This window comes from Streptomyces melanogenes, from assembly GCF_014649795.1.
GTDB classification, from domain to species: Bacteria; Actinomycetota; Actinomycetes; order Streptomycetales; family Streptomycetaceae; genus Streptomyces; species Streptomyces noboritoensis.
Genome location: NZ_BMTS01000011.1, coordinates 156,039 through 175,852 on the forward strand (window position 1 = coordinate 156,039; position 19,814 = coordinate 175,852).

The 19,814-nt window shown below is 70.9% G+C and carries 15 protein-coding genes; 3 read left to right on the forward strand and 12 right to left on the reverse strand.

Annotated features, from left to right (window positions below; all coding sequences use genetic code 11):
* Positions 1–22 precede the first annotated feature (22 nt).
* The 6 genes from IE252_RS24065 to IE252_RS24090 all read right to left on the reverse strand — a co-directional run bounded on the left by IE252_RS24065 (position 23) and on the right by IE252_RS24090 (position 10,526).
* The gene (locus tag IE252_RS24065; protein ID WP_190091554.1) at positions 23–1,600 is read right to left on the reverse strand and encodes a glycoside hydrolase family 13 protein; all 1,578 of its coding nucleotides are present in this window, start codon (positions 1,598–1,600) and stop codon (positions 23–25) included.
* 95 nt (positions 1,601–1,695) lie between these two features.
* On the reverse strand, positions 1,696–2,571 hold the full coding sequence (locus IE252_RS24070; RefSeq protein ID WP_190091555.1) for a carbohydrate ABC transporter permease: 876 nt from the start codon (positions 2,569–2,571) through the stop codon (positions 1,696–1,698).
* Between the two features lie 17 nt (positions 2,572–2,588).
* Positions 2,589–3,479 carry a carbohydrate ABC transporter permease gene (locus IE252_RS24075; RefSeq protein WP_190091556.1) on the reverse strand — a complete coding sequence of 297 codons (891 nt, stop codon included), beginning with the start codon at positions 3,477–3,479 and terminating at the stop codon, positions 2,589–2,591.
* The gene (locus IE252_RS24080) at positions 3,476–4,903 is read right to left on the reverse strand and encodes an ABC transporter substrate-binding protein (protein ID WP_190091557.1); all 1,428 of its coding nucleotides are present in this window, start codon (positions 4,901–4,903) and stop codon (positions 3,476–3,478) included. The genes IE252_RS24075 and IE252_RS24080 overlap by 4 nt, the downstream gene beginning before the upstream one ends.
* A gap of 214 nt (positions 4,904–5,117) precedes the next feature.
* On the reverse strand, positions 5,118–6,125 hold the full coding sequence (locus IE252_RS24085) for a LacI family DNA-binding transcriptional regulator (RefSeq protein WP_190091558.1): 1,008 nt from the start codon (positions 6,123–6,125) through the stop codon (positions 5,118–5,120).
* A 99-nt stretch (positions 6,126–6,224) separates the two neighbouring features.
* On the reverse strand, positions 6,225–10,526 hold the full coding sequence (locus IE252_RS24090; protein WP_444545957.1) for a discoidin domain-containing protein: 4,302 nt from the start codon (positions 10,524–10,526) through the stop codon (positions 6,225–6,227).
* A 435-nt stretch (positions 10,527–10,961) separates the two neighbouring features.
* Here IE252_RS24090 and IE252_RS24095 point away from each other — a divergent pair, with 435 nt between their 5' ends.
* Both IE252_RS24095 and IE252_RS24100 read left to right on the forward strand, forming a co-directional pair.
* The gene (locus IE252_RS24095) at positions 10,962–12,575 is read left to right on the forward strand and encodes an ATP-binding protein (protein WP_190091680.1); all 1,614 of its coding nucleotides are present in this window, start codon (positions 10,962–10,964) and stop codon (positions 12,573–12,575) included.
* A complete protein-coding gene (locus tag IE252_RS24100; protein ID WP_190091559.1) occupies positions 12,572–13,249 on the forward strand; it encodes a response regulator in 678 nt (225 codons plus the stop codon). The genes IE252_RS24095 and IE252_RS24100 overlap by 4 nt, the downstream gene beginning before the upstream one ends.
* Before the next feature lie 18 nt (positions 13,250–13,267).
* Here the strand turns inward: IE252_RS24100 and IE252_RS24105 are convergent, their stop codons facing one another.
* Genes IE252_RS24105 through IE252_RS24115 form a run of 3 tightly spaced genes read right to left on the reverse strand, consistent with a single transcriptional unit; the run spans position 13,268 to position 16,051 of the window.
* Positions 13,268–14,308, reverse strand: a complete 1,041-nt coding sequence (locus IE252_RS24105) for an ABC transporter substrate-binding protein (RefSeq protein WP_190091560.1) — start codon at positions 14,306–14,308, stop codon at positions 13,268–13,270.
* A 53-nt stretch (positions 14,309–14,361) separates the two neighbouring features.
* Positions 14,362–15,222 (reverse strand): ABC transporter permease, encoded by an 861-nt coding sequence (locus tag IE252_RS24110; RefSeq protein ID WP_190091561.1) that lies wholly within the window; start codon positions 15,220–15,222, stop codon positions 14,362–14,364.
* Positions 15,212–16,051 (reverse strand): ABC transporter ATP-binding protein, encoded by an 840-nt coding sequence (locus tag IE252_RS24115; protein ID WP_190091562.1) that lies wholly within the window; start codon positions 16,049–16,051, stop codon positions 15,212–15,214. The genes IE252_RS24110 and IE252_RS24115 overlap by 11 nt, the downstream gene beginning before the upstream one ends.
* A gap of 134 nt (positions 16,052–16,185) precedes the next feature.
* Here IE252_RS24115 and IE252_RS24120 point away from each other — a divergent pair, with 134 nt between their 5' ends.
* Entirely contained in the window at positions 16,186–16,875 is a 690-nt protein-coding gene (locus IE252_RS24120; protein ID WP_190091563.1) for a response regulator, read from the forward strand.
* Positions 16,876–16,958: 83 nt separating this feature from the next.
* Here IE252_RS24120 and IE252_RS24125 read toward each other — a convergent pair whose 3' ends face one another.
* The 3 genes from IE252_RS24125 to IE252_RS24135 all read right to left on the reverse strand — a co-directional run bounded on the left by IE252_RS24125 (position 16,959) and on the right by IE252_RS24135 (position 19,739).
* Positions 16,959–18,557: a monocarboxylic acid transporter gene (locus tag IE252_RS24125; RefSeq protein WP_190091564.1), complete on the reverse strand. Its 1,599-nt coding sequence runs from the start codon at positions 18,555–18,557 to the stop codon at positions 16,959–16,961.
* Entirely contained in the window at positions 18,554–19,030 is a 477-nt protein-coding gene (locus tag IE252_RS24130; RefSeq protein ID WP_229848763.1) for a DUF485 domain-containing protein, read from the reverse strand. The genes IE252_RS24125 and IE252_RS24130 overlap by 4 nt, the downstream gene beginning before the upstream one ends.
* A gap of 97 nt (positions 19,031–19,127) precedes the next feature.
* Positions 19,128–19,739: a response regulator gene (locus IE252_RS24135; protein ID WP_229848774.1), complete on the reverse strand. Its 612-nt coding sequence runs from the start codon at positions 19,737–19,739 to the stop codon at positions 19,128–19,130.
* Between the last annotated feature and the right edge of the window lie 75 nt (positions 19,740–19,814).

The window sequence follows — 19,814 nt, forward strand, 5'->3', positions numbered from 1 at the left end:
AGATAAGGAACGGATAAGGAATTCACGCCCGCAGCCAGACGGCCGTGTCCCTCGGCAGCCGTCCGGCGGCGTCCAGCGGCCCGCTGGTGAGCAGCGGTTCGCTGTGGCGCGGCAGCACGACCGGCGCGTCCGCCAGGTTGACCAGGCAGCGCAGACCGTACGGGCGGGCGAAGGCGAGGACACCGGGCGGCGCGTCCAGCCAGGTCAGCGGGCCGTCCCCGAAGCCGGGCAGGGTCCGGCGCAGCCGCAGGGCCCTGCGGTAGAGCGTGAGCATGGAGCCCGGATCCCCGGCCTGGCGGTCTGCCGCGTACGCCGCCCACCCCGGCGGCTGCGGCAGCCACGGCGTCGCCCACGGCTCGGCCGTCCACGGCAGCGGCACCCGGCAGCCGTCCCGGCCGGGGTCGGTGCCGCCGGAGCGGAAGTGCATCGGGTCCTGGATGCGGTCGCGCGGGACGTCGGCCTCGGGAAGGCCGAGTTCCTCGCCCTGGTAGAGGTAGACCGAGCCGGGCAGGGCGAGCGACAGCAGGGCGGCGGCCCGGGCCCGGCGGGTGCCGAGTGCCGGGTCGGCCGGGGTGCCGAAACGCTTCTTGGCGAAGTCGAACCCGGTGTCCTCGCGCCCGTACCGGGTCACCGTGCGGGTCACGTCGTGGTTGCACAGCACCCAGGTGGCGGGGGCGCCGACCGGGGCGTGCTCGGCGAGGGTGTCGTCGACGGCGGCGCGCAGCCGTACCGCGTCCCAGGGGCAGGAGAGGAAGGCGAAGTTGAAGGCGGTGTGCAGCTCGTCGGGGCGCAGATAGCGGGCGAAGCGCTCGCTGTCGGGCAGCCACACCTCCCCGACGAAGATCCCGCCGTACTCGTCCGCGATCGCGCGCCACGAGCGGTAGACGGCGTGGATGCCGTCGACGTCGACGTACGGGTGCGGGTCGACGCCCTCCGTGAAGTCGGGCAGCGCCGGATCCTTGACGAGCAGCGCCGCGGAGTCGACGCGGACGCCCGCCACCCCGCGCTCGAACCAGAACCGCAGGACGTCCTCGTGCTCGCGGCGGACCGCCGGATGCGCCCAGTTGAGGTCCGGCTGCCGGGGGGTGAACAGGTGCAGGTACCACTCGCCGTCCGCGACCCGGGTCCACGGCGGCTCGCCCGCGAACTGCGAGGGCCAGTCGTTGGGCGGCAGCTCGCCGTGCGCGCCGCGTCCGGGCCGGAAGTGGAACAGCTCGCGCTCGGGGCTGCCGGGCCCGGCCGCGAGGGCGGCCCGGAACCAGGGGTGCCGGTCCGAGAGGTGGTTGGGGACGATGTCGACGATCGTGCGCAGGCCCAGCTCACGGGCCTCCGCGATGAGCTTCTCGGCCTCGGCCATGGTACCGAAGGCGGGGTCGATGGCGCGGTAGTCGGCCACGTCGTACCCGCCGTCGGCGAGCGGCGAGAGGTACCAGGGCGTGAACCACAGGGCGTCGACGCCGAGTTCGGCGAGGTAGGGCAGCTTCGCCCGTACGCCCGCCAGGTCCCCGGTGCCGTCGCCGTCGCCGTCGGCGAAGCTGCGTACGTACACCTGGTAGACGGCGGCCGAGCGCCACCATGCGTCCGGATCGGGGACTGCCACGTCACGGTCCTTTCGGGCAGGGAGGATCCCGCCGTCGGCCCGGGCTGCGGGGCCTGGACGGGAGGGCCGACGGCGGAGCGGGAGGGCGGCGGCGGTCAGCCCTTGAGGCCGCCCGCGGTCAGGCCGCTCATGATGTTGCGCTGGAAGACCAGGAAGATGAGGAGCGTCGGCAGGCAGGCCATGGCGAGCGCGGCCGTCAGCCAGTTCTCGGGCACGCCCTGGGCGAGCGAGTAGATGCCGACGTTGAGGGTCTGCTTGGAGGGGTCGGGCAGGGTGAGCATCGGCCAGAGGAAGTCCTTCCAGACGCCGACCACCGCGAAGATGGAGACGACGCCGAGGATCGGCCGGGAGATCGGCAGCACCACGGACCGCAGGGTCCGCAGCGGGGACGCCCCGTCGATGGCGGCCGCGTCGAGCAGTTCGCGCGGGATCGAGTCGAAGAACCGCTTCAGCAGGAAGATGTTGAAGGCGTTGGTGACGGACGGCAGCCAGATCGCCCAGGGCGTGTTGAGCAGGTTCCGCCGGAAGACCGGCACGTCGAGGACGGTCAGATACTGCGGTACGACGAGGACCGCGGCCGGGATCATCAGCGTGGCCAGCATCATCGCGAGGATGGCCTTGCCGAACAGCGGGCGGAGCTTCGAGAGGGAGTAGGCCGCGGCCACGTCGAGGACCAGCTGGAAGACGAGCGCTCCGAACGCGTACCAGAGCGTGTTCCTGAGCAGCCGCGCCAGGTCCATGACCTTCCAGGCGTGCGTGTAGTTGTCGGTGTGCACGCCGTGCGGAACGAGGGTGGGCGGGATCCGGGTGAACTCGTCCGTCGATTTGAGCCCGTTGACGGCCATCCAGTAGAGCGGACCGACGAAGACGAGCGTGAACACCACGGTGACCAGGCTGAACACGCTCCAGTAGACGACCTTGCCCCGGGTCCGGCCGAGGGTGGCGGGCGAGATGAGGGTGCGTGTCGACACGGGGTCCACCGTCCGTTCTAGTCGGCGCTGTCGCGGCTCAGGCGTACGTACACGGCCGAGAACCCCGCCAGCAGCACCAGCAGGCACAGCCCCAGCGCCGCGGCCCCGCCGTAGTTGTTGAAGTTGAACGCGTACTGGTAGATCAGATAGACCACGGTCGTCGTGGAGCCCTCCGGCCCCGCGCCGTTGGTCAGCAGGAACGGTTCCGTGAACACCTGCATCGTGGCGATGATCTGCATCAGGAACATCAGCGAGAGGATCAGCCGCATCTGCGGGATGGTGACGTGCCAGATCTTGCGCAGCAGCCCCGCCCCGTCCAGCTCCGCCGCCTCGTACAGCTCGCCCGGTATCCCCTGGAGCGCCGCCAGATAGATGAGCGTCGCGCCGCCCATGTTCATCCAGGTCGCGGCGATCACCACGGAGATCATCGCGGTGTCGGTGGACTGGAGCCACTGCTGCGCGGGCAGGTGCACCAGCTCCAGGATCCGGTTGAAGAGGCCGTAGCCGGGGTCGTAGAAGTACTTGAAGAGCAGCACCGACGCGACCGGCGGCAGCATCACCGGCAGATAGACCAGCAGCCTCAAGTACCCCTGGCCGTGCCGGAACTCGTTGAGCAGTACGGCGACGAGGAACGGGACGGCGAAGCCGAGTACCAGCGCGAGTCCGGTGAACAGCAGCGTGTTGCGCCAGGCCTGCCAGAACGCCGGGTCGTGGAAGACGTAACTCAGGTTGGACCAGCCGGCCCAGGTCGTGCGCCCGTCCTTCGTCTTCTGGAAGGCGAGGACGAACTCCCGGGCCATCGGGTACCAGGAGAAGAAGGCGAAGCAGAGCACGGCGCCGATCAGGAAGCCGTGTGCGGTCAGCTGGCGTCTGAGCGGCCCGGACACCGGCCCGGCCGGTTTCGTCATCGGTTCGCCAGGACCTGGTCGACCTGGGACTCGGCGGTGGCCAGCAGCTTGTCGACGTCCGCGTCCTTGTTGGTGAGGACCCCGGACATCACGTTGTCGAGGACCTTGTAGATCTCCTGCGCCTTGGGCGGCTCGGCCTTGCCGGGGACCGGGTTGTCCATGTACGCCTTGAAGTTCACGACGGGCATGGTCGCGTGGTCGGCGCGCGCCTTGTCGTCGGCCGTCTTGGTCGCGCCGAGGAAGAAGTTCGGCTGCGGCACGCCGACCGGCAGCCCGTCCGCCTTGCTGCGCGACCAGTCGAACTGGCCCTTGCCCGGGGAGAGCGTCTTGAGGTTCAGCCAGGCGATAGCCGCCTTGATCTTGTCGGGCGAGCTGCCCTTCTTGATCATGTAGCCGTTGCCGCCGCCGAGCGTGGCCTTGCCGCCGGGGATCGGCCCCATGCCGAAGTTCTCGTACTCGGCGCCCAGTTGCTGGACCATGTACGCGATGTCATCGGGCGCGGCGAGGAACATGCCGATCTTGTCGGCGGTGATCTGCTTCTGGAGATCACCCCACTTGAGCAGCTGCGTCTTGCTCATGCTGGCGTCGGTCCAGCGCATGTCGTGCAGGTTCTGGACGACCTGGCGGCCGAGGTCGGTGCGGAAGGCGGCCTTGGTCCCGTCGGCCGAGACCACGTCGCCGCCGAGGCCGTAGAGGGCCGCGGTGTAGTGCCAGCCGCCGGTGTTCTCGGCGCTGTAGTCGCCGTAGCCGTAGACGCCGTTGCCGAGCGCGGCGATGGCCTTGGCGTCGGCGCGGACCTCGGCCCAGGTGGTGGGCGGGCGGTCGGGATCGAGTCCGGCCCGCTGGAAGAGCTTGCGGTTGATCAGCAGGCCCATCCGGTAGTTGCTGGTCGGGACGCCGTACAGCTTGCCGTCCTTCTTCAGTACGCCGAGGACGCCCGGGTCGATGTCGGCGAGCGCGGGGACCGACTTCTGGTTGACGTACGCGGAGATGTCGGCGGCGCCGTCGTTGTCGAGGACCTGCTGGAGGTCGGTGAAGTACGTGTAGAACACGTCGGGTTGGGACTTGGCCTTGAGCATCGCGGTGAACCGGGCCGGCTCCTCGCACTGGCCGGGCGTCGACCTCCCGACGATCCTGACGTTCGGATACGCCTTGTTGAAGGTGGCGACGTCCTCGTTCCACTCCTTCAGCTCGGCGGCCTTGGCGGCGGGCGGCATGCAGTCGATGGTCAGCGTGACCTTCGCCTTGGGGTCGAGCGGGGCGGCCGGGTCGGACGAACCTCCTTTGGCGGAGCCGTCGTCGCCTCCGTTGCCGCTGCTGCTGGTGCCGCAGGCGGCGAGGGCGGTCAGGGCGGCGGCGCAGAGGAGGGCGGCCGCCGGGGTGCGGCGCGGGGGTCGGACGGGGCGGAGCCGGGTGCGTCTCATCGATGGTCCCCTTCGGGCTCAGCGTGGGAGGGCCCCGGCCGACGGGCCCCGGGGCGCGGCACACTCAACCACCGACGCCAGATGGACGCAATATCTCGCGCTGAAATCGCAAATGATTGACAGGTCACCGACTGCCGGACATGCCCGCCCCGCACACAACAGCGCGCCGGGCGAGGACGCCCGGCGCGCTGAGGTCATGAGGGAGGTACGCGGGTCAGCGCGGCACCTGGGCCGTGGAGCCGCGCACCACCAGCTCCGGCTCGAAGAGCAGCTCTCCGGGCGGCACCACCCCGCCCCCGATCTGCGCGGACAGCAGCTCCACGGCGGCCCGCCCCATGGCCTCGATGGGCTGGCGCACGGTGGTCAGCGGGGGCTCGGTGCAGTTCATGAAGGCGGAGTCGTCGTACCCCACCACCGAGACGTCGCGCGGCACGTCCAGGCCCCGGCGGCGGGCCGCCCGCACGGCGCCGAGGGCGAGCGGGTCGCTGGCGCAGATGATCCCGGTGACCCCGCGCTCCAGCAGCCGCGACGCGGCCGCCTGGCCGCCCTCCAGGGAGAACATCGCCCGCTCCACGCGCTCCTCGGGCAGCCCCTCGCCGGCCGCCTCGGCCAGGGCGCGGGCGGCGTCGAGCTTGCGCCGGGAGGGCACGTGGTCGGGCGGGCCGAGCACCAGGCCGATCCGCCGGTGGCCGAGCGAGACCAGATGGCGCCAGGCCTGCTCCACGGCGACCGCGTCGTCGCAGGCCACACAGGGGAAGTCGAGGTGCTCTATGGAGGCGTTGATCAGCACCACGGGCACCTTGCGGTCGGCGAGCTGCTGGTAGTGCCCGTGCGGGGCGTCCATCTGCGCGAACAGGCCGCCCGCGAAGACCACACCGGAGACCTGCTGCTGGAGCAGCAGCTCGACGTAGTCGGCCTCGGAGACCCCGCCCTTGGTCTGGGTGCACAGCACCGGGGTGAGCCCCTGCTGCGCCAGCGCACCGCCGATGACCTCGGCGAACGCCGGGAAGATCGGGTTCTGCAGCTCCGGCAGGACCAGGCCGACGAGCCGCGCCCGCTCGCCGCGCAGCTGGGTGGGGCGCTCGTAGCCGAGGACGTCCAGGGCCGTGAGCACGGCCTGCCGGGTGGACTCGGAGACCCCCGGCTTGCCGTTGAGCACCCGGCTGACCGTGGCCTCGCTGACCCCGACCTTCTTGGCCACCTGAGCAAGTCGTCGCGTCATGCGCGCAAGACTAGCGCAAGCCCTGCAAGTCGCTTGCGTAGCTGCGGATGCCGCCCCGGAGGGAGCCCGGAGCGGCATCCGCCGTTCACCGCGCGACCGCTACGGGTTGATGTTGATCTTGAAGGTGGACGTGGTGTTCCTGATGTCCTGTGCGTTGTCCGAGAACTTCAGGCCGTTGAACGTCACCTCGCCGACCGCCGGACCCTGTCCCCCCTCCGGCATCTCGTTGGCCCACAGTCCGAACCCGGACTTGGCGTCATAGGCGTCACCGCTGCGGTGCGCCCCGGAGATGCTGATGTTGCTCAGGACGGTGTCCTTGATCGGGAACTGCGGCTGCCCTCCTACGTAGTTGGTCTGGAACATCACTCCGCTGTACGTCGGGGAGATGATGTCGACGTTGTTGATCCGGATCCCCTGGAACACCTTCGACGCCGAGAAGAGCCAGATCCCGGGGAAGGTCTGCGCTCCCCAGAAGTGCCCTCCGGACCGCTCGATGGTGACGCCGTCGAACGTCGTCGGCCCGGTCCCGAAGCCGTTCATCGGATAGCCGAAGTCCAGCGAGCTGACGGTGATCCCGGAGTAGACGAGCGTGTCCGCGATCCGGATGTTGCGGAAGGTGTTGTCGTACCCGCCGTAGACGGCGACTCCCGCGGCCCGCCAGGTCAGCAGCGAGGTCAGGTTCTCGTAGACGTTGTTCTTCTCGTCCGCGCCGCCCGCGTCGATCGCCGAGAACAGCGCGAAGCTGTCGTCGCCGGTGGCCCGGGCCTCGTTGTTGACCACGTGGTTGTCCGTGGACCCGTTGGTCATGTTGACGCCGTCCGCGAAGGTGTCGCGGATCCGGGTGTTCTTGATGGTGATCCGGTCGGTGTTGGCCCCCCAGTACAGGCACACCTGGTGCTCGGCCCAGATGTCGTCGATGGTCATGTCCGCGACGTTGGAGAAGTCGAAGACCTTCCCCGGTCCGTCGATGCGCGAGGTGTAGTTGCCGAAGTACGCGAAGCCCGTGAACACCGAACCGTTCGCCGTGTTCTCGGCGCGGAAGCCGATGTCGGTGTTCTCCTGGCCCGCCGGCGCGTGGAACCGCGTGTACCAGGGCCCGGCCCCGACCACCCGCACCGCCTTGCCGTACACCTGGAACTTGCTCGACGTCTGGTAGTCGCCGGGCGGCAGATACACACCGACCAGCTTGCCGGTGGTGTCCATCCGCACCTTGTCCAGCGCGTTCTGCACGTCCTGGTGGGTGAATCCGGCGGGCACGGTGTACGTCGCCGGGTCCGGGTCGGGCAGCACGGACGCCTGCTCCAGGCTGATGAAGTCGATCGCGTACGAGGAGGAGTTCGCGGCGTCCTTCTGCAGCCGGATCGTGCTGCCCTTGGGCACGGTGTCGCCGAGCAGCACGTTCGCCTCGTCGTAGACGTGGCGGGGCGCGCCCGAGCCCGGGGAGTTGCCGGGTCCGGTCTCGGCGCCGTACAGCCAGGCGTACTTGGACGTCAGGGTGACGGCCTTGCGGAAGGTGCCGTCCACATAGACGTCAAGGGTGGAGTCGATGCCCCCGCCGCCCGCCGCGTCCGGGATCGAGAACCGGGTGACCAGGGTGTTGGTGGGTGCCCTGGTCGTGAACTCCACATAGCTGCCCGTGCTGTTGAGCGTGACGGCCTTGCGGCCGGACGCCTCGCCCGCGAGGTCACCGACGGTCCGGTTGGGACCGACGACCTTGGCCCCGCCGCCCGTGACCCCGTCCTCCGCCTCGTACGTGTCGTACGGCATGTTGGCGCCGCGTCCCACGAAGAGGGGCTGGGTGCTGGTGTTGTTGCCGCGCTTCACCGGCAGTTCGTTGCTGTCGTCCGCGATCACCACCTTCGCCGTGTACGTGCCGTTGGCCGCCGTCCAGCTGCCGAGGTTCACCGCCGGGGCGCTCGCGCCCGCGGCGATCGTGCCGTCGTACGCACCGGTGAGGGTCTTCACCGGCGCGCCCGCCGCGTCCAGGAGCGTGAGCGTGACGGCGTGGGACCCGCCGCCGGACGCCACCGTGCCCTGGTTCTTCACGGTCACCGAGAAGGACACCGACTGGCCCGCCGAGGGGGCGCTCGGGGACCAGCCCACACCGGAGGCGATCAGGTCGGAGGAGGCGACCGGCTTGATCACCAGCGGGGTGCCCGTGATGCTGTTGTTGGAGTCGTTCTGCTCGATGACGCTGTTGTCCGGATCAACGACCGCGCCCAGTGCGTAAGTTCCCGCGTCGTGCGAGCCGATGTTCGCCGTCACGGTCTGCGAGGCTCCGGCGGCCAGTGCGCCGACGTTCGTGGTGCCCGCCTTGGCCCCGCCGAGCTGGAAGGCGACGGTGGTGGCGGGCGAGGCCGAGGTCCCCTTGTTGTGCACGGTCGCGGAGAGCGTGACGGCGTCCGACTCCACCGGCGCGGCCGGGGCGGCGCTCAGCGCGGTGACCTCCAGGTCCGGGTTGGGCGCGGGCACCCCGATGACCTGGAACTCGGCGATCTGCCCGGCCGTCGCGCCCGAGTTGGCGGTGAACCTCAGCTGTACGTCCGCGACCCGCGCGGCGAGCGGGACCGTCACCGTGTTCCCGCTCGACGGGTTGAAGGTGTAGTCCTTCGCGGCGACCAGGCTGGTGTACCCGGTCGCGCTCTGCTCGCGGCCGAGGATCTGGATGTTCTGCGTCCGGGTGCCCCAGCCGCTGTCCGGGTTGAGCTTCAGCACCACCGAGCCGGTGTCGGCGTTGGCGCCGAGCTTCACGGTGAGCGTGTTCGGATAGCTGTTGGCGGCGCCCTCCCAGTAGGTGGTGAGGCTGTTGTCGACGGCGTTCTCCGCGACGAAGTTCTGGATCACCGAGGACGCGGTGATCGGCTTGCCCACCGCGAGGTTGGAGCCGTCGCCGGAACTCCCGTTGCGGGTCACGGTGTTGCTGCTGCCCGACTGGTTCCCGGCCGCGTCCCTGGCTCGTACGAAGTACGAGACGGTCAGGTTCGCGGGCTGGCTGTCGGTGTACGTGGTGACGTTCCCGGCCACGCTCTTGACCAGGGTCTGGTTGGCGTAGACGTCATAGGCCGTGACGCCCACGTTGTCCGTCGAGGCCTGCCAGGTGAGCTTGATCTGGCCGCTCGACGGCTCGGTGAAGGCGAGGCCGCCCGGTGCGGTGGGCGCCTGGGTGTCCCCGGTGTCGCCCTTGCGCGTGACGGTGTTGCTGTCGGCCGACTGGTTCCCGGCCGCGTCCTTCGCTCGTACGTAGTACGAGACGGTCGCGCCGGTCGGCTGGGTGTCGGTGTACGCGGTGGTGCTCCCGGCGACGCTGGTGCGCAGCTCGCCGTTGGCGTAGACGTCGTACCCGGTCACGCCCGTGTTGTCCGTCGCGGCGTCCCAGGTCAGCCGGATCTGACCGGTGGCGGGCTCGGTGTACGCGAGGTTCCTCGGGGCCGTGGGCGGCTCGGTGTCGCCGGTGGCGGGGCCGTAGACCTCCAGCTCGGAGAGCTGCCCCGCGGGCTGGCCGGTGTTGGCGGTGACCAGGACCCGTACGTACCGGGTGGTCACCGCGTCGAAGGCGAGGGCGGCGGACTGGCCGGTGGCCGCGCTGAACTCGTACGCCTTGGCGGCGGTCAGATCGGTGAAGTCGGTGCCGTTGGCCGAGCCCTGGATCTTCAGCGTCTGGGTGCGCGCACCCCAGCCGTCCGGCAGCCGCAGCACCACCCGGTCGATCCGGACGGAGGCGCCGAGGTCGGCCTGGAGCCACTGCGGCAGGGCGCCGTTGGCGCTCTCCCAGTAGCTGGCCCGGTCATCGTCGTTGGCGTTGCCCGGCACATAGGTCTGGGTGTGGCTGCTGGCGGTCAGGGTCTTGCCCAGGGCCAGGTTGCCGCTCGCATCACCCGCGGCGTGCACCTCCAGCTCCGCGAGCTGGGCGGCCGGCCAGCCGGTGTTCGCCCGGACGTCGATCCGTACGAACCGGGTCTGGGCGGCGGGGAAACCTATCTTCACGGTGTTGCCGGAGCCCGGGCTGAAGCTGTACGCGGCCGAGCTCACCAGGGTGGTGAAGCTCGTCCCGTCGGCGCTGCCCTGCACCGCGAGGGTCTGCTGCCGGGCCTCCCACCCGGCGGGGAGCTTGAGGACGACTTCGTCCACGCGCGCGGAGGCGCCGAGATCGGCCTGCACCCACTGCGGGAGGCTGCTGCCGGAGCTCTCCCAGTAGGTCGAGGCGTTGCCGTCGGTGATGTTGGCGGCGGTGTAGGGGGCGTTGGCGCTGGAGCCGGCGGCCGGCCGGCCCGCCGCGAGGTTGGGGCCGCCGGCCGCCGAGGCGGAGAGCGACGGCCATCCGACCATCATCAGACTGGTGGCGACCACGGCGGCGAAGAGCGCCCGCGCCCGTGCGCGCCCTCTCCGGTGGGGGATTCTCATGGGTCCTCGATCCGTGCGGCTAGGGTTTCTGCACTGAAGAACCAAGACTTTTGCGTTGAGCGGTCAGAGAGTTGCAGAGATATGCCAAGGCGTCCATGGCTCTCACACCACTGACCAACCCCCCGCCACCCAGCTCCCGCCTGCCGGAACGATCGCTTTCGCAGGCATCGGCGGTCGGTCCTGCGGCTTTTCGGAGCTGCTGTCGCATGCCCGTAAATTCACCGCAAACAATGCAAACGACTTGCGTGGGATTTGCGTAGTGCTGCCGCGCGAAAGGGCGGCCGGGAACGCGGCGGTGCCCACGGTGCGAACAGATTTCGGAATGCCTCAGGGAGCCGTCTACCGTGCATAGGCGTGAGTGCCGTCCCCCGCACGCCCCCGCCCGGACGGCGGCGGTTCGGCTGGCCGCAGCGCGTCTTCTCCCAGGTGCTGCTGATGCAGCTGGCCGTCGCCGCCGGTGTCACCGTGCTCGCGACCGGCCTGTTCCTCGCCCCGCTCAGCCACCAGCTCGACGACCAGGCGATGCGCCGGGCCCTCGCCATCGCCCAGTCGACGGCCGCCCAGCCACAGGTCGCGACGGACCTGGTCGCGTCCCGGCCCGCCGCCGACGGCCCCGTGCAGCGCGAGGCCGAGCGGGTCCGCCGGGCCACCGGCGCCGAGTACGTGGTGGTCATGGACCGGCACGGGGTGCGCTGGTCGCACCCCGGCGGCGGGCAGATCGGCAAGGTCGTCTCCACCGACCCCAGCGAGGCGCTGGCGGGCGAGGAGGTCATGGAGATCGACAGCGGCACGCTGGGCCGCTCGGCGCGCGGCAAGGTGCCGCTGCGGGACTCCGGCGGCGCGATCGTGGGGGCGGTGTCCGTCGGGATCGAGTACGACAGCGTGCGCGCCCGGCTGCTCGCCGCCATCCCCGGGCTGCTCGCCTACGCGGGCGGCGCCCTCGCGGCGGGCGCGCTCGCCGCGTACCTGATCTCCCGCCGGATCCAGAAGCAGACCCGTGACCTGGCCTTCTCCGATATCTCGGCGCTGCTCGCGGAGCGCGAGGCGATGCTCCACTCGATCCGCGAGGGCGTGGTGGCGCTCGACCGGACCGGCCGGATCCGGCTGCTCAACGACGAGGCCCAGCGGCTGCTCGGCGTCGGCCCCGAGGCCGCGGGCCGCCCCCTGGACGAGGTGCTCGGCGCCGGGCGGACGACCGATGTGCTGGCGGGCCGCGTCACGGGCACCGATCTGCTGACCGTGCGCGGCCACCGCGTCCTGGTCGCCAACCGCATGCCGACCGACGACGGCGGCGCCGTCGCCACCCTGCGGGACCGCACCGAGCTGGAGCGCCTGGGCCGCGAGCTGGACTCCACCCACGGCCTCATCGACGCCCTGCGCGCCCAGGACCACGAGCACGCCAACCGGCTGCACACCCTGCTCGGCCTGCTGGAGCTGGAGATGCACGAGGAGGCGGTCGAGTTCGTCACCGAGGTGGTCGGGGTGCACCGGACGACCGCCGAGCAGGTCACCGAGAAGGTCCGCGACCCGCTGCTCGCGGCGATGCTGGTCGGCAAGGCCACCGTGGCGGCCGAGCGCGCGGTCGCCCTGCGCATCACGCCGGACAGCCTGCTGCCCGACCGGCTCGTCGACCCGCACGGGCTCGTCACGGTCGTCGGGAACCTCGTGGACAACGCGCTGGACGCGGCCGCGGGCACTCCGGACGCCTCGGTCGGGGTGACCCTGCGCGCCGAGGGGCGTACGGCCGTCCTGCGGGTCGTCGACAGCGGCCCCGGCGTCCCTGACGAACAGCGCGAACTGATCTTCACCGAGGGCTGGTCCACCAAGGCCCTGCCCGCCCACGGCAAGCGGGGCCTGGGGCTCGCCCTGGTCCGTCGGTTCGCCGAGCGGCAGGGCGGTCACGCGCGCGTGGCGACGGGTCCGGACGGCGGCGCCGAGTTCACCGTGGCCCTGCCGGAGGCGCTGAGCGAGGCGCTGGCCGGGGATGCGGGCGGGGCCGTACCGCGTGAGGATCCGGACGGCACCGCACTGCGGGAGGAAGCGCGATGATCGACGTCCTCGTCGTGGACGACGACCAGCGGGTCGCCGACATCAATGCCGCGTACGCCGAGAAAGTTCCCGGTTTCCGGGTGGTGGCGAAGGCGCATTCGGCCGCGGAGGCGCTCGCGGTCATCGCCGAGCGCCCCGTGGATCTGGTCCTGCTCGACCACTATCTGCCGGACGAGAACGGTCTCGCCGTCGTCCGCGAGCTGCGCCGGCTCGGCCACCACACCGACGTGATCATGGTGACGGCCGCCCGCGACGTGAGCACCGTCCAGGCCGCGATGCGCCAGGGAGCGCTCCAGTACCTCGTCAAGCCGTTCAACTTCGCGGGGCTGCGCACCAAGCTGGAGGCGTACGCCGCGCTGCGCCGCACCCTCGACGGCGGCGGCCAGGCCGAACAGGCCCAGGTGGACCGGATCTTCGGCGCGCTCTCGGTCTCCGCCGAGCCCGACCTGCCCAAGGGACACTCCCCCACCACCGCCGAACTGCTGCGCCAGGTGCTGCTCGCGGCCGAGGGCCCGCTCTCGGCGCAGGAGATCGCGGAGCGGGCGGGGGTGAGCCGGCAGACGGCCCAGCGCTATCTGAAGCTCCTGGAGCGGGCGGGCCGGGTGCGGCTCGGTCTGCGCTACGGGGAGACCGGCCGCCCCGAGCACCGCTACGAGTGGGCGACCGGCCGCTGACTCCGGGGTCCGGGCGGCTCAGCCCTTGGGGACCTTGTTCACGAACTCGGTGGTGAACGTCTTGGACAGGTCCACGTCCGCGTTCTTGAGGTTGGGGTTGAACGCCTTCAGGACCTTCTGGACCGTCTCGGGCCCGTCGGCGGGCATCACCCCGTCCTTGGTGAACATCGGCAGGGTGCTCTTGATGGACTGCGCGTAGAGCGCCTTGCCGCCCTTCGCGTAGTCGGCGGGCATCTTCGCCGCGATCTCCTCCGCGCTGTGCGAGGACATCCACAGCAATGTCTTGACCAGCGCGTTCGCCAGCTTCTGCACGGTCTCCCGGTGCCCGTTGACCCAACTCGCGTTCATGTAGAGGCTCGACGAGGGGTACGGGCCGCCGAGCGCGGCACGCGAGCCCTCGGGCGTCCGCATGTCGATGAGGACCTTGCCGAGCTTCTGGTCCAGGACGTTGGCGACCGTCGGGTCGGTCGTCATTCCGCCCTGGATGGCGCCCTGCTTCAGGGCGGCGATGAACGTCTGGCCCGCACCGACCGCCACCGGTGTGAAGTCGCTGGTCTTCAGCCCGTCGCGGACCGCCAGGTACTTGGTGAGGAAGTCGGTCGACGAGCCGAGGCCGGTGACGCCGAGCTTCTTCCCCTTGAAGTCCTTGGGCGTGGCGATGTCCCCCTCGGCCTTGCTGGAGACGATCTCCACCTCGCCCGGCGCGTGCGAGAACTGCACCACCGACTCCACCCGCTTGCCCTTGACCTGAAGGTCGAGCGTGTGGTCGTAGAAGCCGACGGCGCCCTGGACGTCGCCGGAGATCAGCGCGGTCTCGGCCTGCACCCCGGCGGGCTCGCTGAGCAGTTGGACGTCCAGGCCCTCGGCCTTGAAGAAGCCGAGCTGCTGGGTGAGCATCGCGGGCAGATAGATGACCTTGTCCAGGCCGCCGACCATGATCTTGACCTTGTTCGACGAGCCGGAGCCGGAGTCGTCCGAGCCGCAGGCGGTGAGCGTGGCGGCGGCCAGGGCGCCCGCCAGAACGGCCGCGTGGATTCTGCTGAAGTGGTGGCTGCGCATGTCATCACGTCCCGGTGATCAGTGAGAGGGGGGAAGTAAGGGGGGCGGGCTTGTCAGCGGTCGGTGCCCGGCTCGGACGGCCGCCAGCGGAAGAGCCGCCGCTCGGCGAAGGTGAGCAGCCCCTCGGTGAGCAGCGCGACGACCGCGAGGATGGCCATCGCCGCGTACACCCCGGCGGCGTTGAACGTCCCCTGCGAGGCGGCGACGAGGAGCCCGAGGCCCTTCGTCGCGCCGATGTACTCGCCGACGATCGCGCCGATCAGCGCGAACCCGAAGCTGACGTGGAGGCTGGTGAAGATCCAGGACGTGGCGGAGGGGACGACGACCTGGAGGGTGACCCGGCGGTTGCTCGCGCCCAGGATGCGGGCGTTGTTCACCAGGTTGCGGTCGACCTCGCGGGCGCCCTGGAAGGCGTTGAAGAAGACCGGGAAGAAGACCAGGACGACCGCCGACGCGACCTTGGACGCCGGGCCGAGCCCGAACCAGATGAGGAAGATCGGCGCGAGCACGATCCTCGGGATCGCGTTGAGGACCTTGATGTACGGGCCGAGCACATCGGCGAGGAACCGGATCCGGCCCAGCGTGATGCCGAGGACGACACCGCCCAGGACGCCGATGATCCAGCCGAGCAGCGCCTCGTACAGCGTGTACCAGATCTGCTCCCACAGGGACCCCTGCGCGGTGCCGTACACGGCCCAGTCGCGTATCTGCTCCCAGATCTTCGACGGCATCGAGAAGTTGAAGGGGTCGATGGCCTTGGTGCGGGCCAGCACCTCCCAGAGCGCGATCACGGCGACCAGCAGCACGACACGGCTTCCGTGGACCAGGAAGCGCCGGTTGCGTGCGGCGCGCGCCCGCGCCTTCGTCCGCTCGGTCGGTTTGGCGAGGGCGGCGGCGATCGTGTCAGGCGACATCGGCGGCACCCCGCTCGCGGGTGATGCGGACCTCTTCGCCGAGCGACTCCCAGATCTCCCGGTAGATCTCGATGAACCGGGGCTCAAGACGGATCGACTCGACCTTGCGGGGGCGCGGCAGGTCGATGTCGAAGACCCGCTTGACGGTCGCGGGGCCCGCGGTCATCACGACGACCCGGTCGGCGAGGGCGATCGACTCCTCCAGGTCATGGGTGACGAAGACGACGGAGGAGCCCGTTCCGGACCACAGGTCGAGGAGTTCGTCGGACATCAGCGCCCTGGTCTGTACGTCGAGCGCCGAGAACGGCTCGTCCATCAGCAGGATCTCGGGGTCGTTGACGAAGGTCGCGGCGAGGGCGACGCGCTTGCGCTGGCCGCCGGAGAGCTGGTGCGGATAGCGGTCCTCGAAGGACGCGAGTCCGACCCGGGCCAGCCAGGCGCGGGCCCGCTCCCTGGCCTCCGCCTTCGAGGCGCCCCGGAAGCGCGGCCCCGCCATCACGTTCGACAGGACGGTCCGCCAGGGGAAGACCGCGTCCTGCTGGAAGACGAAGCCGACCTTGTCACCGATGCCGTCGACGGGCTCCCCGGCCACCAGAACCTCGCCGTCGGTGGGCTCCTCCAGGCCGCTGACCAGGGTCAGGGTCGTCGACTTCCCGCAGCCGGTGGGGCCGACCACGGCGACGAACTCACCGCGCCCCACGGTCAGGTCCAGGTCCCGCACGGCCGTGTGCAGCGCCCCGGACGGCGTACGGAACGACTTGCTCGCGCTCCGCAGCTCGATCGCGGGGCCTCTGTCGGGGCCCTCTGTGCCCCTCTGCTCTGTGCTCATGGAGCGGGACCGTAGAGGTGGCGCGGGGCACGGCGGCAGCCTTGTGGGCGCAAGACGCACTTCTGCTCGCTGCCCCCTGTTGTGCTCGTTTTGCTCGCGCTACAACTGCGGGGATTCAACGGGAGGGAAACACGGTGATAGACGTCCTGGTCGTGGACGACGACTTCCGTGTCGTCGAGATCAACGCGGCGTACGTCGGGAAGGTTCCCGGGTTCCGGGTCGTCGCCCGCGCGCACAGCGCCGCCAAGGCACTGGCGGCGCTGGAGCGCCATCGGGTCGATCTGGTGCTGCTCGACCACTTCCTGCCGGACGAGACGGGTCTTTCGCTGGTCCGCCGGATGCGCCAACTGGGCCACCACACCGATGTGATCATGGTGACGTCGGCCAGCGACGTGGCCACCGTCCAGGCCGCGATGCGCCACGGCGCGCTGCACTACCTCGTCAAGCCGTTCACCTTCGCGGGCCTACGGACCAAGCTCGACGCGTACGCGACCCTGCGCCGCACCGTGGACCGGGCCGGCGAGGACAGCGCCGAGGGCACCGGGCAGGACCAGGTCGACCGGATCTTCGGGGCGCTGCGGACCGCCGCGACCACCCCCGGGCTGCCCAGCGGCCACTCGGAGCCCACGGCGGAGCTGATCCGCGAGGTGCTGCACCACGCGGACCATCCGCTCTCGGCCCATGAGGTGGCGGGCCGCACCGGCCTCAGCCGCTCCACCGCCCAGCGCTACCTGCGGCTCCTGGAGCAGTCCGGCCGCCTGCGCCTCACCCTGCGGTACGGGGAGACGGGCCGCCCGGAACACCGGTACGCCTGGGCGGTGTGAGGGCCGGGCCGGGGCCATCCGGTGGGCGGCCCGGCCCGGCGGACGCGTGGCCCTGACCTTGGGAGGATCGATCCTGCCGACGGCTAGACCGCGCCCGCCCCCGTCAGCGACCGCACCTCCGTCTCCGCGTGGCGGGCCTCGTCCGGCGGCTCGGGCGAGGTCAGCGTGCCCAGCCATCCGGCCAGGAAGCCCAGCGGGATGGAGACGAGCCCCGGGTTCTCCAGCGGGAAGAACTGGAAGTCCACCCCGGGGAACAGCGCGTGCGGCCCGCCGGAGACCACCGGTGAGAGCACCACCAGGACGAGCGCCGGGACCAGGCCGCCGTAGATCGACCAGACCGCGCCCCGGGTGGTGAAGTTCCGCCAGAACAAGGTGTAGATCAGCACGGGCAGATTGGCCGAGGCCGCGACCGCGAAGGCCAGCCCGACCAGGAACGCCACGTTCAGGTCCCGGGCCAGCAGCCCGAGGCCGATGGCGACCGCGCCGATCCCGGCGGCGGCGACCCGGGCCACCGCCACCTCGCTGTGCTGCTTGGCGTGGCGCCGCCGCAGCGAGGCGTACAGGTCATGGGCGACGGAGGCGGAGGAGGCCAGGGTGATCCCGGCAACGACGGCCAGGATGGTGGCGAAGGCGACCGCTGCCACGACCGCGAAGAGAACCGTTCCGCCTGTGGAGCCCGCGCCGCCGCCCAGATCGAGCGCCAGCAGCGGTACGGCCGTGTTCCCCGCCGCGTTCGCCGACTTCACCTCGGCGGAGCCCACCACGGCGGCCGCGCCGAAGCCGAGCACGATGGTCATCAGATAGAAGCCGCCGATGAGACCGATCGCCCAGACGACCGAGCGGCGCGCGGCCCGGGCGGTCGGCACCGTGTAGAAGCGGGAGAGGATGTGCGGCAGCCCCGCCGTGCCGAGCACCAGGGCCAGGCCCAGGCTGATGAAGTCGAGCCGCGCGGTCCAGCCACCGCCGTATCGGAGCCCCGGGGAGAGGAACTCCTTTCCGTGGCCGCTGCGGTCGGCCGCCGTGTTGAGCAGCAGGTTGATGTCTCCGTGGAAGCGCATCAGCACCAGCACGGTGAGAGTGACCGCTCCGGCCATGAGGAGGACGGCCTTCACGATCTGGATCCAGGTGGTCGCCCGCATCCCGCCCAGCGACACATAGACCACCATCAGCGCGCCCACGCCGATGACCGTCCACGAGCGGGCTGCGCCGCTGGAGCCGCCGAGCAGCAGCGCCACCAGACTGCCCGCGCCGACCATCTGCGCCACCAGATAGAGAACGGACACGGTGACCGAGGAGGTTCCCGCCGCGATCCGCACCGGGCGCTCGCTCATCCGGGCGGCGATCACGTCGGCGAGGGTGAACCGCCCGCAGTTGCGGACCAGCTCGGCCACCAGCAGCAGCACCACCAGCCAGGCCACCAGGAACCCGACGGAGTAGAGCATCCCGTCATACCCGAACAGCGCGATGAGCCCGGAGATGCCCAGGAACGAGGCGGCCGACATGTAGTCGCCCGCGATGGCGAAACCGTTCTCCATGGGGGAGAACAGCCGCCCGCCCGCATAGAACTCCTCCGCGGAGCCGCGCCGGTTGCGGCTCACCCAGGTGGTGATCGCCAGCGTCGCCGCCACGAACGCGCTGAACAGCAGCAGCGCCAGCGCCTGATGGTCCCGGCCGGCGCTCACCTGGCCATCCCCCGTGTCATCTCCTGGGTGTCCCAGCGCAGTTCGAGCGCGGCCCGGTCCCGGCGCAGCCGCGCATGACGGGCGTACGCCCAGGTCAGCAGGAAGGTGGAGAGGAACTGGCCGAGCCCGGCGACCATCGCGACATTGACCGCCCCGACCACCTGACGGGCCATCAGATCAGGTGCGGTGGTCGCGGCGACGACGTACGCGATGTACCAGGCGAGGAACGCCAGCGCGGCCGGGATCACGAACCTGCGGTAGCGGGCGCGCACCTCCTGGAAGGCGGCGCTGCGCTGCACCTCCAGATAGATGTCGGCCGCGCTGTGCCCCGGGTCCGGCTCGGCCGCCCGCTGCTGCGGCGGGGCGAACGCGGGCACCGTGCCGTCCAGTTCGCCCCACCCGGAGGCGAGCGCGTCGTACCAGGGGTCGTCGATCCGCCCCGCCGCCGGGTCGTGCCGTTCCTGTCTCTCCACCGAACAACACTCCTTGTCCACGGCCCTGTTCGGCCGCGTGCCCAAGGATGGGCAGAGGGGACGCCCCCGCACTCTTCAACGCCCCCTCTTCACCCCATTAGGTGATGGCCGGACCCGGTGGGCGGGTGAGGCCGTGCTGGTACGCGTACCGCACGGCCTGCGCACGGTCCCTGGCTCCCGTCTTGGCGAAGATGTTGTTGATGTGCGTCTTCACCGTCGCCGTGGAGATGTGCAGCGCGCGGGAGATCTCCGGGTTGGACAGGCCCTCGGCGACCAGGCCGAGCACCTCGCCCTCGCGGCCGGTGAGCCCGTCGGGCAGCACCGCGGGCACGGCCGAGGGCGGTGGCGACGTCACCCGTTCGAGCAGCCGCCGCTGCACCGAGGGCGCCAGACCGGCCTGTCCGGCCAGCACGTCCTGTATCGCCCGGACGATCTCGTCGCCGCCCGCGTCCTTGGTCAGATACCCACGCGCCCCGGCCTGCAGCGCCGGGAAGAGCGAGTCGTCGTCCGCGTAGGTCGTCAGGATCACGACCTGCGTCCCCGGATACGCGGAGCGGATGCGGCGGGTGGCCTCGGCCCCGTCGCAGCGCGGCATCCGCAGGTCCATCAGGACGACGTCCGGGGCCACTTCGGCGACCAGCGCGACCGCCTCCTCGCCGTCCTTGGCCGCGCCCACCACCTCGACCCCGGGCAGCAGCCCGAGGAGCATCACGATCCCCTCGCGCACCACCGACTGGTCGTCCGCCACGACCACGCGGATCGCCCGGCCCCCACGTCCGGGCGC